The following is a 15,218-nucleotide window of genomic DNA, read 5'->3' as shown; positions in this document are numbered from 1 at the left end:
TACGCGGATGGCGTGCTCGTACGTGTGTCTACGAGCACGTCACCTTACGCGTTCAGGCTCCCGAGAGGATGCGCCGACCGACCCGACCTGCCAAGACCGGCTCGGGCTCAGCCGGTGAACTCGTCCGCCACGGTCAGCGCCGCGTCCAGCGCCGCCAGCCCCTCCTTCAGCTCCGCCTCGGAGACATTGCAGGGCGGCACGACATGGGTCCGGTTCATGTTCACGAACGGCCAGATACCCGCGGCCTTCGCGGCGGCGCCGAACGCGGCCATCGGCGCGTTCGCCTCCCCGGCCGCGTTGTACGGCACCAGCGGCTCGCGCGTCTCCTTGTCCTTGACCAGGTCGAGCGCCCAGAACATGCCGAGCCCGCGCACCTCGCCCACGCACGCGTGCCGCTCGGCCAGCTCCCGCAGCGCGGGTCCGACGACGCTTTCCCCGAGCCGGTCGGCGTTCTCGACGACCCCTTCCTCCGCCATCACCTCGATCGTGGCGACGGCGGCGGCGCAGGCCAGCGGATGCCCGGAGTAGGTGAGCCCACCGGGGTAGGCGCGCTTGCCGAAGGTCTCGGCGATGGCGGGCGAGATGGCGACCCCGCCGAGCGGCACATACCCGGAGTTGACCCCCTTGGCGAAGGTCATCAGGTCGGGGACGACATCGAAGTGCTCGGCGGCGAACCAGCGCCCGGTGCGCCCGAACCCGGCCATCACCTCGTCCAGCACGAAGACGATCCCGTACTGGTCGCACAGCGCCCGCACGCCCGCCAGATAGCCGGCCGGCGGCACCATGATCCCGGCGGTGCCGGGCACGGTCTCCAGCACGATCGCGGCGATGGTCGACGGCCCCTCGAAGGCGATGGTCGTCTCCAGGTGCTCCAGCGCCCGCGCGCACTCCTGCTCCTCGCTCTCGGCGTAGAAGCGGGAGCGGTAGGGGAACGGGCCCCAGAAGCGCACGGCCCCGGCGGAGCCGGTGTCGCTGGCCCAGCGGCGCGGGTCGCCGGTGAGGTTGATGGCCTGCTGGGTGCCGCCGTGGTACGAGCGGTAGGCGGAGAGCACCTTGGGGCGGCCGGTGTGCAGCCGGGCCATGCGGACGGCGTGCTCGATGGCGTCGGCGCCGCCGTTGGTGAAGAAGATCTTGTCCAGGTCGCCGGGGGTGCGCTCGGCGATCAGCCGGGCGGCCTCGGAGCGGGCCTCGACGGCGAAGGCGGGCGCGAAGGTGGACAGCCGCGCGGCCTGTTCCTGGATCGCGGCGACGACCTTCGGGTGCTGGTAGCCGATGTTGGTGTAGACGAGGCCACTGGTGAAGTCGAGGTAGCGCTTGCCGTCGTAGTCCCAGAAGTACGACCCCTCCGCGCCGGCCACGGCGAGCGGGTCGATGAGCTCCTGGGCGGACCAGGAGTGGAAGACGTGCGCGCGGTCCGCGGCCTTCACGGCGGCTCCGGCCCGGGGGTCGGGCAGGACGGACGGAGTGGACTGAGGGGTCATGCGGGGAGCCTAAATGTCCGTGATACGGGCGCGACATCGGCGCCCTGTCTGCGGGTCCGGGGCGATACACGACACGTTGTCGACGGCGGGACACCTCCCGGACGCTCCCGAGTGATTGACAACATGCTGTCGTAATGACAGTCTACTGTCATAAGGGCGGCGAGGGAGACCAGAGACCCCGCACCGACCTCGACGAAGGAGCCGGACATGAGCACCACCCCCCAGCCCGAAGCCAGCCGACGCAAGCCCGTCCACCTCGCGGTCTACGACACGCTCGCCGACTGGGAGACCGGCCACGCCACCGCCCACCTCGCCCGCGCCGGATACGAGATCCGCACGGTCGGCCCCACCACCGCCCCGGTCACCTCCCTCGGCGGACTGCGCATCACCCCCGACCTGGCGCTGGCCGACCTGCGCCCCGAGGACTCGGCGCTGCTGATCCTCCCGGGCGCCGACCTCTGGGACCGGACACCGGCCGCTCCCGCGGCGGGCGGCGACGACCCCGCCCCGCTGGGCCCCCTGGCCCCCTTCGCCCGTACCGCCCGCACCTTCCTGGACGCCGGGGTGCCGGTCGCCGGGATCTGCGGGGCCACCGCCGGACTCGCCCGCGAGGGCCTGCTCGACGACCGCGACCACACCGGGGCGGTCTCCTTCTATCTCGCCGCCACCGGCTACGCGGGCGGCGGCCGGTACGTAGAGACGGACGCCGTCACCGACCGTGGCCTGATCACCGCGGGCCCCACCGAACCGGTCGCGTTCGCCCGCGAGATCCTCGGGCTGCTCGGCGTCTTCGACGGCGAGGTGCTCGACGCCTGGTACCGGCTGTTCCACGACTCCGACCCGGGCGCCTACGAGGTGCTCGCGCGGGCGGGCGCCGCGTGAGCCGGGAACGCCAGGACCTGCTGAGCCGGGCCGCCCTCGGCAGCTTCCGGCTCAACGGCCAGTTCCTCGCGGTCGCCGAGGAACTGGCCCGGCCCGCCGGGCTCACCGCCGCCTGGTGGCAGGTGCTCGGCGCGGTGCTGGGCGAACCGCTGCCGGTGGCCGGGATCGCCCGCGCGATGGGCATCACCCGGCAGAGCGTGCAGCGCGTCGCCGATCTGCTGGTCGAGCGCGGACTCGCCGAGTACCGGCCGAACCCGGCCCACCGCCGGGCCAAGCTGCTCGCCGCCACGCAGGACGGCCTCGCGGCGGTCCGCCGGATCGACCCCGGCCACGCCGTCTACGCGGACCGCCTGGCCGAGGCGTTCGGCTCGGACACCGAACTCACCGAGGCGGTACGGCTGCTGGAGCGCCTGTCGGCGGCCCTGGAGCAGGCGGGCCCGCCCGCCGACGCGAAGCCGGAGACGAGGGAGGACCCGTCGGCCCCGGACGTCACCGGGCCGGTTACGCAACCGTAGACGAACCGTGGAGGACGGCCGGGCCGCCGCCTCCCGACCCCGCACTATCCTCGGCACGTCGTACAACAGTGCGGCCAGGGACGGTTCGGGTGGAGCACGGCGAGGGGGCGGCACGGTCCATGGATCAGCTGGGTCCGGGGGAACCACAGACCATCGGCGGATACCGGCTGCTCGGCCGGCTCGGCGCGGGCGGCATGGGCCAGGTCTATCTGGCCCGCTCGGACCGCGGCCGGACCGTCGCCGTGAAGGTCGTACGGTCCGAACTGGCCGCCCAGGAGGAGTTCCGGGCCCGCTTCCGGCAGGAGGTGCGGGCCGCCCGGCGGGTCGGCGGGCACTGGACCGCGCCCGTGCTGGACGCCGACACCGAGGCCGCCGTGCCCTGGGTGGCCACCGGATATGTCGCCGGGCCCAGTCTCCAGCGGGTCGTGGGCAAGGACCACGGGGCGCTGCCCGAACGGTCGGTGCGCATCCTGGCCGCCGGGCTCGCGCACGCCCTGAGGGACATCCACGCGGCCGGGATCGTCCACCGCGACCTCAAGCCGTCCAACGTCATGGTCACCATCGACGGGCCGCGCGTGATCGACTTCGGGATCGCGCGGGCGCTGGAGACGGTCGTGGACGGCGGGCTGACCCGGACCGGCGCGCTCGTCGGCTCGCCCGGCTTCATGGCCCCCGAGCAGGTCCGCGGCGAGCCGATCACTCCGGCCTGCGATGTGTTCTGCCTGGGCTCGGTGCTGGCGTTCGCGGCCACCGGCGCGCTGCCCTTCGGCGGCAAGGACAGCGGGGCGCCCGCGCTGATGTTCCGGATCGCCCAGGAGGAACCGGACCTGACGGGCGTCCCCGAGGGCATCGCCGACCTGGTCCGGGACTGTCTGCGCAAGGACCCGGCCGCCCGCCCCGGCCTGGACGCGGTGCTGGACCGGATCGGCGCCGGGGACACCGTCGCCGACGGCCGCACCCGCGACCCCTGGCTCCCCGCCGCCCTGGTCGCCCAGCTCGGCCGCCACGCGGTCCAACTCCTCGACACGGAGAACCCGGCCTCCCCCGAACACGCCCCCACCGCCGCCGAGGAACCCGCCGTACCCCCGCCCCACCCGGCGTACGGCCCCCCGGCCCGGCCCCAGCCGTCGTACGGCCACCCGCAGCCCGGCTACGGCCACCCCGCCCACCACCCCTACGCCGCCGGTGCCACCCCGCCCTACGGCCCGCCCCCGATACCCGCCCCCGCCCCGATACCCGCCCCCGCCCCGATACCCGCCCCCGGCGACCCCGACGAGCCCAACCGCCGCAGCGGACGGGCCACGGCCGCGTTGATCGCGGTGGCGCTGGTGGTCGCGGTCGGCGCGGGCGGCTCGGTGTACGCGCTGATGAACGGCGGCGACCAGGACACCCGGGGCGGCGGCACCCCCGCCCCGAGCGCCTCCGCCCCACCCACCCCGGACGGCGCCGGGACACCGTCCGCCGGAGCGGTGCCCGGCGCCTACCTCGGCACCTGGACCACCACCCTCGACAACGCCGACGGCACCAGCACCCGGCGGCTGACCATCCGGCAGGGCGAGGTCGGCGACACCGTGTTGTCCCTGGTCGCCGACGGCCCCACCGCCGACGGCACCTACCACTGTGTCTTCGAGGCCGACCTCACCGAACCCCCCGGCGGCGACGGCCCGCTGCGGATCGGCCCGTCCACCGTGACGACCGGCACCCCCCGCACCTCCTGCAACCCCGGCGAGGCCACCGAGGTGCGCCTGCTCCCGGACGGCCGGCTCAGCCGCGCCAACCCCACGTCCGGCGAATCACTGACGTACACGAAGGAGTAGCCGGGGGCGGCGGCCGGGGAGCGGTGCCGGAGTGTCCGGTGGGCGCCCTTGTCCGCCGGGGACGCCTGTTCGACCATGGGGGCCATGGGTCCCACGCGAAGGACACTTCTGACGGCGACCGCGACGGCGGCCGTGACCGCGTCGACCACGGCGAGCGCGTGCGCGGCGAGCCCCGCGACGCCCCCACCGTCCCCGGAACGGCAGCCGCAATCCCCGCCGTCGGCCACCGCCGACGCCCCCGACCGCCCGGCGACACACCAGCCGCCCGGCCGTGAACTGCGCGCGCTGCTCGCCGAGATCGACCCGGACCGCATCGAGGCCACGGTCCGCGCACTGGCCTCCTTCGGCACCCGGCACACCCTCTCCGCCCAGGACGACCCCCGGCGCGGCATCGGCGCCGCCCGCGACTGGCTCCAAGCCGAACTACGCCGGTACGCGGCCGGTTCCGGCGGCCGGATGACGGTCGCCCTCCAGTCGTACGTCCAGCCGCCCGCGAACCGGATCCCGACCGCCACCCGGATCACCAATGTGGTCGCCACCCTGCGCGGATCGGTCGCCCCGGAGCGGGTGTACGTGGTCTCCGGGCACTACGACTCCCGGGCCTCGGACCCCATGGACGCCGTCTCGGACGCGCCGGGCGCGGACGACGACGCCTCCGGTGTGGCGGTGGTGCTGGAGCTGGCCCGGGTGATGGCGCGGCGCCGCCCGGCCGCCACGATCGTGTTCGCGGCGGTCGCGGGCGAGGAGCAGGGACTGTACGGGGCGGCGCACATGGCGGGCCGGTTCAAGGACGACGGCACGGACGTGCGGGCGATGTTCACCAACGACATCGTGGGCAGCCCGACGGCGGACGACGGCACACGCGAGCCGGGTGTGGTGCGGCTGTTCGCGGAGGGCGTCCCGTCCTCCGAGACGCCCGAGGAGGCGGCGCTGCGGCGTTCGGTGGGCGGCGAGAACGACTCGGCGACCCGCCAACTGGCCCGGTTCGTCCGGGACGTGGCCCAGAACGACGCGACCGGGATGCGGGTCCGGGTGATCTACCGCCGGGACCGCTACCGGCGCGGGGGCGACCACATCCCGTTCCTGGAGCGCGGTTTCGCCGCCGCCCGCTTCACCGAGCCCGCCGAGGACTACGCCCACCAGCACCAGGACGTCCGCGAGGAGGACGGACGCCGGTACGGGGACCTGCCGGAGTTCTGCGACTGGGCGTACATCGCGCGGGTGGCCCGGGTGAACGGGGCGGCGCTGTGGACGCTGGCCCAGGCGCCGGACGCGCCACGGGACGCCCGGATCGTGACCTCGGCCCTGACCAACTCCACGGAGCTGACCTGGCGCCGGGGCGACGAGCCGGACCTCAAGGGGTACGAGGTGGTGTGGCGGGAGACGACGGAACCGGAGTGGACGCATGTGGTGCCGGTCGGGGATGTGACACGCCACGAGGTGGATCTGTCGAAGGACAACGTGTTCTTCGGGATACGCGCCGTCAACAGAAGGGGCCTGCGAAGCCCGGTGTCCTTCCCGTCCCCATAGCTGCGGGCAGTCGTGCCTCCCCCGGAGGGCGTACCCCAAGGCGGCACGGGTGGGCGCGGCGGCACCCCGCGAACACGGTGAGTGACACGCCCCCGGGCCCAGCCCCCGGACACGGTCCCCGGACGTACCTCCCGGCTCAGCCCCCTGCCAAGGTCACCGCGCCTCCGGCGGACGCTGTCGCGGCATGTTCGGCCGGGTCGGACCCGACGGCGGGGACGGGATACGCCCCAGCGGCGTCCCCCCGTCCCGAGGCCCCCCGGGCACCGCCCCCTGCATCCCCAGCGGCGCGCCCCCCGTGCGGAACTCCACCATCCAGTCCGCCGTCTCCACCCGCACCAGCTCCGCCACGTCCTCGGAGAACCGCCGCAGCACCCCGAGGCACCGGTCCGCCGCCTCCCCGGCCGTGCCGTCCGTCGGCCCCAGCACCTCCCGCACGCTCTCCGAGGCCCACTCGAACTGGAGCACCTGGAGCCGCCGCTGCACGGCCTGCGCGGTCGCCACGTCCCGCATCCAGCCCGACGTCACCCCGAAGCACCGGTCGATCCCGGCGCACGCCACCGCCAGCAGCAGCGCCAGATACCCCCAGGGCGCCGAACCGGCGAGCATCCCGGTCAGATCCAGCAGCGGCAGCCCCGCGCCCACGACCGCCCCGCTCGCCGCCCCGGCCCGCAGCGCCCGCGCGCCCCGCCGCTTCCACACCCGGTCGGTGAGATACCAGGCCGCCGTCTGGAGCGCCCCGCGCTCCACCCACCGGTACAGCTCCTCCAGCCGCTCCGCCGGTTCCCCCCAGTCGCCGAGCGGGAACACCCGCCCGGTCAGGTCGCCCGGCCGCAGCCCGGCCGCCCCCTCGCCGCCCCGCCCGTCCTGCGGCGGCCTCTCGGGCTGCATCTCCGGCTGACCCACCCGGCACTCCCTACTGATCCACACTGATCCACACTGATCCACTGAGCACGGTACTGATCACGGTGCGTGACTTCTGGTGCTGATGTGCCGGACCTTTATTACCGCCCAATGGGTGGCGAAGATGACGGTTTCACTTCTTTTCCGCCCGGAAGTGGGCCTTGATCAGGTATAGGACTCACCGATGACTCACTCGAAAGAGTGCCGGGGCGACGGCCGCGCAGACCACGTAGGCTCGTGCCGAGCGGAAAAGCACGGGAAAGAACGGGAAAGAACGTGAAGGAGTGCCGATCGTGATCCCCGGTGGTGGCCAGCCCAACATGCAGCAGCTGTTGCAGCAGGCGCAGAAGATGCAGCAGGACCTGGCGGCGGCGCAGGAGGAACTGGCGCGTACGGAGGTCGAGGGCCAGTCCGGCGGCGGCCTGGTCAAGGCGACCGTGACCGGCGCCGGTGAGCTGCGCGCTCTGGAGATCGACCCGAAGGCGGTGGACCCGGAGGACACCGAGACCCTCGCCGATCTGATCGTGGCGGCCGTGCACGCGGCCAACGACAACGCCCAGGCGCTCCAGCAGCAGAAGCTCGGCCCGCTGGCCCAGGGCCTCGGCGGCTCCCTCCCCGGCCTGCCTTTCTAAAGCGGGCGCGGGCCCTCTACCGTACGTAGCAGGCATTCCAGGAAGGACGCAGTCCGTGTACGAAGGCGTGGTCCAGGACCTCATCGACGAGCTGGGGCGGCTGCCCGGCGTCGGTCCCAAGAGCGCGCAGCGGATCGCCTTCCACATCCTCCAGGCCGAGCCCACCGACGTACGGCGGCTCGCGCAGGCCCTGATGGAGGTCAAGGCCAAGGTCCGGTTCTGCGCCACCTGCGGCAATGTGGCCCAGGAGGAGCTGTGCGGCATCTGCCGTGACCCGCGCCGCGACCTGGCGGTGATCTGTGTGGTGGAGGAGCCCAAGGACGTCGTCGCGATCGAGCGGACCCGTGAGTTCCGGGGCCGTTACCACGTCCTGGGCGGCGCGATCAGCCCCATCGAGGGCGTCGGCCCCGACGATCTGCGGATACGAGAACTTCTCGCACGGTTGGCCGACGGGACGGTCACGGAGCTGATCCTGGCCACGGACCCGAATCTGGAGGGCGAGGCGACAGCGACGTACCTCGCCCGCATGATCAAGCCCATGGGCCTCAAGGTCACCCGCCTGGCCAGCGGCCTCCCGGTGGGTGGCGACCTGGAATACGCGGACGAAGTGACCCTCGGCCGCGCCTTCGAGGGGAGACGACTCCTAGATGTCTGACGCCACGCTGCACGCCACGAGCCAGGACCCGGACGACTTCGCGGTGCAGATCGCGGACCAGATCGAGAGTTTCCTGGTCGCCGTCACCGAGGTCGCCCGGGGCGACGAGCCGGACTCGGCGGTCCCCTTCCTCCTCCTGGAGGTCTCCCAGCTGATGCTGGCGGGTGGCCGGCTGGGCGCGCACGAGGACATCGTCCCGGACGAGCGCTACGAGCCCGACCTCGGCCCCGAGCCCGATGTGGACGGACTGCGCGAGAACCTGGCGCGGCTGCTGGAGCCGGTCGACGTCTACTCCGAGGTCTTCGACCCCTACGAGCCGCGTACGGCCCCGGTCCCGGCCCGGATCTCCGACGACCTCGCCGATGTGATCACCGATCTGCGGCACGGCATGGCCCACTACCGCTCCGGCCGGATCACCGAGGCCCTGTGGTGGTGGCAGTTCTCCTACTTCTCCAACTGGGGCTCCACCGCGTCCGCCACCCTGCGCGCGCTGCACTCGGTGCTCGCCCATGTCCGTCTCGACCAGCCGCTGAAGGAGCTGGACGGACTGGACACGGACGAGGCGCTGATGGGCGACGAGACCCTGGAGTTCGAGGCGGGCCAGGTGATGGCGGAGGAGATCGCCGCACCGCTGGGGATCCGCTCGGCGAAGTGAGGGTCTCCGTGGCGGCTCGGTGGTGGCTCGGTGGTGGTCCTGTGACGGCGGTCGTACCGGGGTGCTGTTGTGATGCCCGGCACTTTTCCGAGTGGCGGCGCCCGGTGGGGGGCATGTGCTGAGCGAAGCGGGCGGGCCGCGGGGCCGGACGGGTATCTCACCATGCGATATCCGGAAGGTCGTTTTCGGCCGCTCGATAGACTGAGCCGACACAACGGACTGAGCGAGGAGCGCACGTGGGCCTTGTCGTGCAGAAGTACGGAGGCTCCTCCGTAGCCGATGCCGAGGGCATCAAGCGCGTCGCCAAGCGGATCGTGGAGACCAGGAACAACGGCCATCAGGTGGTCGTCGTGGTCTCGGCGATGGGCGACACGACGGACGAGCTGATCGATCTCGCCGAGCAGGTCTCCCCGGTGCCAGCCGGGCGCGAGCTGGACATGCTGCTGACCGCCGGGGAGCGGATCTCCATGGCCCTGCTGGCGATGGCGATCAAGAACCTGGGCTCCAAGGCCCAGTCGTTCACGGGCAGCCAGGCGGGGGTCATCACCGACTCGGTCCACAACAAGGCGCGCATCATCGATGTCACCCCGGGGCGCATCCGCACCGCGCTGGACGAGGGCAATGTCGCGATCGTCGCCGGGTTCCAGGGCGTCAGCCAGGACAAGAAGGACATCACCACGCTGGGGCGCGGCGGGTCCGACACCACGGCCGTGGCGCTGGCCGCCGCGCTGGACGCCGAGGTCTGCGAGATCTACACCGATGTGGACGGCGTGTTCACCGCCGACCCGCGGGTGGTCAAGAAGGCGAAGAAGATCGACTGGATCTCCTTCGAGGACATGCTGGAGCTGGCCTCGTCCGGCTCCAAGGTGCTGCTCCACCGCTGTGTGGAGTACGCCCGCCGGTACAACATCCCGATCCACGTCCGGTCCAGCTTCAGCGGGCTCCAGGGCACATGGGTCAGCAGCGAGCCGATCGATCAAGGGGACCAGAAGGTGGAGCAGGCCATCATCTCCGGTGTCGCGCACGACACCTCGGAGGCCAAGATCACGGTCGTCGGCGTGCCGGACAAGCCGGGCGAGGCCGCCTCGATCTTCCGCACCATCTCGGATGCCGAGATCAATATCGACATGATCGTGCAGAACGTGTCGGCGGCGGCCACCGGACTCACCGACATCTCCTTCACCCTCCCCAAGAGCGAGGGCCGCGGCGCCCTGGACGCCCTGGAGAAGGCCAAGGGCGTGATCGGCTTCGACGCCCTGCGCTACGACGACCAGATCGGCAAGATCTCGCTGGTGGGCGCCGGGATGAAGACCAACCCCGGGGTCACCGCCGACTTCTTCACCGCGCTCAGCGAGGCGGGCGTCAATATCGAGCTGATCTCGACATCCGAGATCCGTATCTCGGTGGTCACCCGCGCCGATGACGTCCCGGAGGCGGTCCGCGCCGTGCACAGCGCGTTCGGGCTGGACTCGGACAGCGACGAGGCCGTCGTCTATGGGGGCACCGGCCGATGACCGCCCGCCCGACGCTCGCGGTCGTGGGAGCGACCGGGGCCGTCGGCACGGTCATGCTCCAGATCCTGTCCCAGCACGCGGACATCTGGGGCGAGATCCGTCTGATCGCCTCCCCACGCTCGGCCGGCCGCAAGCTGGCCGTGCGCGGCGAGGAGGTCGAGGTCGTCGCCCTGACCGAGCAGGCGTTCGACGGGGTCGACATCGCCATGTTCGACGTGCCCGACGAGGTGTCCGCCCAGTGGGCGCCGATCGCCGCCGCCAAGGGCGTGGTCGTGATCGACAACTCCGGCGCCTTCCGGATGGACCCCGATGTGCCGCTGGTGGTGCCCGAGGTCAATCCGCACGCGGCCCGGATGCGCCCGCGCGGCATCGTCGCCAACCCCAACTGCACCACGCTGTCGATGATCGTCGCGCTGGGCGCGCTGCACGCCGAGTTCGGCCTGCGCGAGCTGGTGGTGTCGTCGTACCAGGCGGTCAGCGGGGCCGGGCGGGCCGGGGTGGAGACCCTGCGCGCACAGCTGTCCCTGGTGGCCGGTACGGACCTGGGGACCGCGCCGGGCGATCTGCGCCGGGCCGTCGGCGACCGCACCGGGCCGTTCCCGGAGCCGGTCGCGCTGAACGTCGTCCCCTGGGCCGGGTCGCTGCGGGAGGACGGCTGGTCGTCGGAGGAGATGAAGGTGCGGGACGAGTCCCGCAAGATCCTCGGACTGCCCGCGCTGCCGGTCGCCGTGACCTGTGTGCGGGTGCCGGTGGTCACCACCCACTCCCTCACCGTGCACGCCCGCTTCCAGCGCGAGGTGACCGTCGCCGGGGCGCGGGAGATCCTCGCGACCACGCCCGGGGTGGTGCTGGTGGACAACCCGGCCGCCGGGGAGTTCCCGACGCCCGCCGACGCGGTGGGCACCGACCCCACCTGGGTCGGGCGGGTGCGCCGGGCCCTGGACGACCCGACCGCGCTGGAGCTGTTCGTGTGCGGCGACAACCTGCGCAAGGGCGCCGCCCTGAACACCGCGCAGATCGCGGAACTGGTGGCCGCGGAGAACGCCGGGGGCCGTCCGTAGGGCCTGCTTCCCTCCCTCCCCGCGTGGTTCTTTGCTTCTCTTTGTCCCGTTTCCTCGTCGTCCCCGGTGGGGCGGTCCCGCGCAAGAAACGGGGGTGTGGGGGGTCCCGGACGGATATTCGTCCTGGTGCCGGCGGGATCGCTTTGTAGGATCTGTGTTCGGTGGACGGGTCGGGTAGGCGATCCGGCCACTTGAACCGGGCCGTGTGCCGTTCGAAGATTTCCTCCCGCCCGCCGCAACCGCGTGGCGGGCGGGGAGCGTCTCTGCGGTCGCCCTTCCGGGCGTGCAGACGCGTGGAGACCGGCGTGGGGACGCCGTGCCGCGGACGTGGGGACGTCCGCTCCAGGTGGGACATAGGGGAAGAGCGGGACGCATGTGGTCAACTGAGGCACCGTCGGCTGTGCCGTCCGGGGCGAGAACGTTGTCGGCCGCGCACCTCGGCGCAAAAGTGACGCCCGGCACGTACAACCCTCGCGGGGGCGAGCGGGTCCAACTGGCGTGGCAGAGGTACTCGACTTCCCGACGGCTGCGCGCGGCGCCGTACTGCGACCGCACCCTCCGGCCCGCCGGCCCGGCACGGCCCGCGGGGCCGGTGGCATGCCGGTGATCGCGCCCATGCCCGCAGCGCAGCCCACACCCATCCCCGGCCAGCGTGAGTCCACCGAGGACATCGCCGCCGGGACCACGGTCGACCACCTCACCGAGACCTACCGCAGGCACTACCGGTCGCTGCTCGGTCTCGCCGCCCTGCTCCTGGACGACACCGCGTCCTGCGAGGACGTCGTCCAGGAGGCGTTCATCCGGGTCCACTCGGCCCGCAAGCGGGTCCGCGACCCCGAGAAGACGCTCGCCTATCTGCGCCAGACGGTCGTCAACCTGTCCCGCTCCGCGCTGCGCCGCCGCATCCTCGGGCTGAAGCTGCTCTCCAAGCCGATGCCGGACATGGCGAGCGCGGAGGAGGGTGCCTATGACCAGCTGGAGCGGGACTCCCTGATCAAGGCCATGAAGGGCCTCCAGCGCCGCCAGCGCGAGGTGCTGGTGCTGCGCTACTTCGCCGATATGACGGAAGCCCAGGTCGCCGAGGCGCTCGGCATATCGCTGGGCTCGGTCAAGGCATACGGCTCGCGCGGAATCGCGGCGCTGCGGCTGGCGATGGAGGCCCCCGTATGAGCGACGCGAGGGACGGCTGGGACGGCCGCGACGGCTGGGACGGCACGGAGGGCGGCCGGGACGGCAGGGACGGCAGGGACGCCGGGGACGGCGGCCATGAGGTGCGGGAGCGGCGCCACCTCCATCTGCCCAGGAGGCCGGCACCCGGCCCGGGGCCCGAACCGACGCACACGCACCACACTGGGAACGGAACGAACGGAACCGTGAACGACCCTCTCGACGGCCCGAGCCCCGAAGGGCTCGACTCGGACGAGGCGGAGCTGCGCGGTCTGCTGCGCCACGCCGTGCGGGACATCGAGCCCCGCGACGGCACGCTGGAGCATCTGCGCCGGGCGGTGCCCGCGCGGCGCACCCGCAAACGGCAGGCCGCCGTCGGCATGGCCGCCGCCGCCCTGTTCCTGGGCACCGCCGTCCCGGCGCTGGTCCATGTCTCCGGCTCCACCGGCGCCTCCGCCGACCCGTCCATCGCCGGTCTCGGGCAGGAGGCGCAGGGCGGTTCCAGCCAGGGCAAGGGACCCGACGGCGCGACCAGCACCGGGGGCGCCGCCACCGGCGGCGGTCAGAACACCGGCGAGGGCGACGGCCACGAGGGCACCCCCAGTGACGGCGCCAGCCCCGGGGCCACGCCCGGTGTGCCGCCCGGTCCCACACCCCCGGCGACCACCTCCGCGCCGGTGTGCACGGCCGCCCAGCTCGGCCAGGGCACCGCCGCCGCCGACGTCCCCGACTCGGCCGGGACGGTCTACGGCGCCTTCCGGATCAGCAATGTCTCCGGCGAGAGCTGTACCGTCACGGGCCCCGGCACCGTCAGCCCGATCCCGCAGGGCGCCGCCGACCCGACCAAGATCTCCGTCGCCCAGCACGCCTCGGGCGATGTGGCCGCGGACCTTCCCGACCCGTCCACCGAGACCGGCCAGCTGGTGCTGCTGCCCGGCGCCGCCTATGAGGTGCGGTTCGCCTGGGTGCCCGCCGAGACCTGCCCGGTGGAGGGCGGCGGCACGGGCGGCACCGGAGGCCCGTCCCCCTCGGCCTCGGCGAGCCCGGACCCCGGTGCGACGACCGGCGGGACCACGGGCGGCGACACCGGCACCGGTACGCAGCTGACCACCGCGGACGGCGCCACGGCGGACGGCAGCGTGCAGGTGTCGTACACCCCGGACGCCGGATCGGCGTCGGTGTCGGTCGTGGTGCCGGACGCGTGCGCGGGGACGGTGTACCGGACCGGGGTGCTTGCGGGGTCTTAGACCCTGCCAGGGGGGCGTCAGACGCCGGTCGGTGCCGGGTCCTTGTGCTGCTGCTCGCCGGGCGACGGCTGCGGATCGGGCAGCAGCCCCATCCGCGCGTCCCGTACGGCGTCCGCCTCGCGGCGCAGCAGCCGGAACCACATGAAGACCACGAAGCCCGCGAAGACGAACCACTGACCGGTGTAGCCCAGGTTCTGGAACGCCTTCAGGTCGAGCCCCGTGTCGGCGGCGGCCGTCGCGGGCACCGCGCGCATCCCCGCGTCGCCGTCGTTGAGGGTGATCCAGGCGTCGTAGACCTCGTACGGCACCAGGTTGACCAGGGAGGCGGCGCTGATCGCGCCGGTCTGGCCGGACGGCAGGCCACTGAGGATCGCGACGCCGTTGCTGCCGGGGGTCTCGGACGCCTGGAGGGCGCCGGTGACGGTGACCTCGCCGGTCGGCGGGGCGGGCACCCGCGCGGGGTCGGGCGTACCGGGCAGCCAGCCGCGGACCACGGGGAGGGCCTGGCCGCCGTCGGTGCGCAGCAGGGTCAGCACATAGGAGCCGGGGCGGTCGTCGAGGGGGCGTTCGGGGACCAGGAACTGTTCGGCGTACCGGCCGGTGGCGGTGGTCTGCTCGCCCGAGGTGGCCTTGTCCACCGGGAGCAGGTCCGTCAGGGGGCGGGCGGCGCCGGGCGCGGCGTCGGAGGGCTTGGCGGTCGCCTCGCGGTGGCTGTCCATCCGCTCCTCGAACCGGCTCAGCTGCCAGGACCCCATGAAGACGCAGAAGGGGATGGCCAGCAGTACGAAGACGTTGATCCCCCACCAACGGGAGGTCAGCAGAAACCGGTACACGCCACCCACGGTACGGGGCGGGGGTACGGGGCCGGGGCGCGGGGGGTCGATTCGGGCCGCGCGGCGCGGGGCGCGGTCGTGGGGCGCGGTCGTGGGGCGCGGTCGTGGGGAGGGCCGTGGGGGAGCCGTTCACCGGCTGTCAGCGGGCCGGCGGTCCGCTGGCGGTGTCCTGGTGGTGTCCTGGCGGTCGGCTGGCAGGGGCCTGGCAGCGGGCCTGCCCTTGCCCGGAGGGTCGCCGTCCGGGGGACGTGTGGGGCTGTCGGTGCTGGCGGGGCGGGTGCCGGTGGGGCCGTGCGGCCGATTTCGGTGTGAGGTCGGTGAGTGGTTGG

At 73.1% G+C, this 15,218-nt stretch carries 14 protein-coding genes; 11 read left to right on the top strand and 3 right to left on the bottom strand.

Features of this window, described 5'->3' with window-relative positions; translation table 11 throughout:
- Positions 1–107 precede the first annotated feature (107 nt).
- On the bottom strand, positions 108–1,481 hold the full coding sequence (locus tag AB0D49_RS37425; protein ID WP_362767175.1) for an aspartate aminotransferase family protein: 1,374 nt from the start codon (positions 1,479–1,481) through the stop codon (positions 108–110).
- A gap of 207 nt (positions 1,482–1,688) precedes the next feature.
- On the opposite strand from AB0D49_RS37425, the gene AB0D49_RS37420 reads away from it, so the two are divergent.
- From AB0D49_RS37420 to AB0D49_RS37405, 4 genes are all read left to right on the top strand, one after another.
- A complete protein-coding gene (locus AB0D49_RS37420) occupies positions 1,689–2,363 on the top strand; it encodes a DJ-1/PfpI family protein (protein WP_362767172.1) in 675 nt (224 codons plus the stop codon).
- A complete protein-coding gene (locus AB0D49_RS37415) occupies positions 2,360–2,878 on the top strand; it encodes a MarR family transcriptional regulator (RefSeq protein WP_362767169.1) in 519 nt (172 codons plus the stop codon). The genes AB0D49_RS37420 and AB0D49_RS37415 overlap by 4 nt, the downstream gene beginning before the upstream one ends.
- A gap of 119 nt (positions 2,879–2,997) precedes the next feature.
- On the top strand, positions 2,998–4,695 hold the full coding sequence (locus tag AB0D49_RS37410) for a serine/threonine-protein kinase (protein WP_362767166.1): 1,698 nt from the start codon (positions 2,998–3,000) through the stop codon (positions 4,693–4,695).
- A gap of 84 nt (positions 4,696–4,779) precedes the next feature.
- Positions 4,780–6,225 (top strand): M28 family metallopeptidase, encoded by a 1,446-nt coding sequence (locus AB0D49_RS37405; RefSeq protein ID WP_362767163.1) that lies wholly within the window; start codon positions 4,780–4,782, stop codon positions 6,223–6,225.
- A 153-nt stretch (positions 6,226–6,378) separates the two neighbouring features.
- On the opposite strand, the gene AB0D49_RS37400 is transcribed toward AB0D49_RS37405, so the two are convergent.
- Positions 6,379–7,128 carry an SLATT domain-containing protein gene (locus AB0D49_RS37400; protein WP_362767160.1) on the bottom strand — a complete coding sequence of 250 codons (750 nt, stop codon included), beginning with the start codon at positions 7,126–7,128 and terminating at the stop codon, positions 6,379–6,381.
- Positions 7,129–7,418: 290 nt separating this feature from the next.
- On the opposite strand from AB0D49_RS37400, the gene AB0D49_RS37395 reads away from it, so the two are divergent.
- The 7 genes from AB0D49_RS37395 to AB0D49_RS37365 all read left to right on the top strand — a co-directional run bounded on the left by AB0D49_RS37395 (position 7,419) and on the right by AB0D49_RS37365 (position 14,056).
- Positions 7,419–7,757, top strand: a complete 339-nt coding sequence (locus tag AB0D49_RS37395) for a YbaB/EbfC family nucleoid-associated protein (protein WP_362767217.1) — start codon at positions 7,419–7,421, stop codon at positions 7,755–7,757.
- Positions 7,758–7,812: 55 nt separating this feature from the next.
- Positions 7,813–8,412, top strand: coding sequence for a recombination mediator RecR (recR, locus tag AB0D49_RS37390; protein ID WP_362767157.1), 600 nt, complete (start codon positions 7,813–7,815; stop codon positions 8,410–8,412).
- Positions 8,405–9,067 (top strand): DUF5063 domain-containing protein, encoded by a 663-nt coding sequence (locus AB0D49_RS37385; RefSeq protein WP_362767153.1) that lies wholly within the window; start codon positions 8,405–8,407, stop codon positions 9,065–9,067. The genes recR and AB0D49_RS37385 overlap by 8 nt, the downstream gene beginning before the upstream one ends.
- A 236-nt stretch (positions 9,068–9,303) precedes the next feature.
- Positions 9,304–10,581, top strand: a complete 1,278-nt coding sequence (locus AB0D49_RS37380; protein ID WP_362767150.1) for an aspartate kinase — start codon at positions 9,304–9,306, stop codon at positions 10,579–10,581.
- Positions 10,578–11,642 carry an aspartate-semialdehyde dehydrogenase gene (locus tag AB0D49_RS37375; RefSeq protein WP_362767147.1) on the top strand — a complete coding sequence of 355 codons (1,065 nt, stop codon included), beginning with the start codon at positions 10,578–10,580 and terminating at the stop codon, positions 11,640–11,642. Before AB0D49_RS37380 ends, AB0D49_RS37375 begins: the two co-directional genes overlap by 4 nt.
- 597 nt (positions 11,643–12,239) lie before the next feature.
- A complete protein-coding gene (locus AB0D49_RS37370; RefSeq protein ID WP_362767214.1) occupies positions 12,240–12,812 on the top strand; it encodes a SigE family RNA polymerase sigma factor in 573 nt (190 codons plus the stop codon).
- On the top strand, positions 12,809–14,056 hold the full coding sequence (locus tag AB0D49_RS37365; RefSeq protein ID WP_362767144.1) for a hypothetical protein: 1,248 nt from the start codon (positions 12,809–12,811) through the stop codon (positions 14,054–14,056). Before AB0D49_RS37370 ends, AB0D49_RS37365 begins: the two co-directional genes overlap by 4 nt.
- Before the next feature lie 17 nt (positions 14,057–14,073).
- On the opposite strand, the gene AB0D49_RS37360 is transcribed toward AB0D49_RS37365, so the two are convergent.
- Positions 14,074–14,889, bottom strand: a complete 816-nt coding sequence (locus tag AB0D49_RS37360; RefSeq protein WP_362767141.1) for an SURF1 family protein — start codon at positions 14,887–14,889, stop codon at positions 14,074–14,076.
- Positions 14,890–15,218: the final 329 nt, after the last annotated feature.

It is taken from the genome of Streptomyces sp. NPDC048290, assembly GCF_040652095.1.
In the GTDB taxonomy this organism is placed as follows: Bacteria; Actinomycetota; Actinomycetes; order Streptomycetales; family Streptomycetaceae; genus Streptomyces.
Note: the sequence above shows the minus strand (reverse complement) of the source record. Positions and strands in the feature narration are given on the sequence as shown.

Excerpts from the sequence above, each read along its gene's own strand:
- AB0D49_RS37425 (WP_362767175.1), bottom strand. The coding sequence starts at position 1,481 with ATGACCCCTCAGTCCACTCCGTCCGTCCTGCCCGACCCCCGGGCCGGA.
- AB0D49_RS37420 (WP_362767172.1), top strand. The coding sequence starts at position 1,689 with ATGAGCACCACCCCCCAGCCCGAAGCCAGCCGACGCAAGCCCGTCCAC.
- AB0D49_RS37410 (WP_362767166.1), top strand. The coding sequence starts at position 2,998 with ATGGATCAGCTGGGTCCGGGGGAACCACAGACCATCGGCGGATACCGG.
- AB0D49_RS37405 (WP_362767163.1), top strand. The coding sequence starts at position 4,780 with ATGGGTCCCACGCGAAGGACACTTCTGACGGCGACCGCGACGGCGGCC.
- AB0D49_RS37385 (WP_362767153.1), top strand. The coding sequence starts at position 8,405 with ATGTCTGACGCCACGCTGCACGCCACGAGCCAGGACCCGGACGACTTC.
- AB0D49_RS37375 (WP_362767147.1), top strand. The coding sequence starts at position 10,578 with ATGACCGCCCGCCCGACGCTCGCGGTCGTGGGAGCGACCGGGGCCGTC.
- AB0D49_RS37370 (WP_362767214.1), top strand. The coding sequence starts at position 12,240 with ATGCCGGTGATCGCGCCCATGCCCGCAGCGCAGCCCACACCCATCCCC.
- AB0D49_RS37365 (WP_362767144.1), top strand. The coding sequence starts at position 12,809 with ATGAGCGACGCGAGGGACGGCTGGGACGGCCGCGACGGCTGGGACGGC.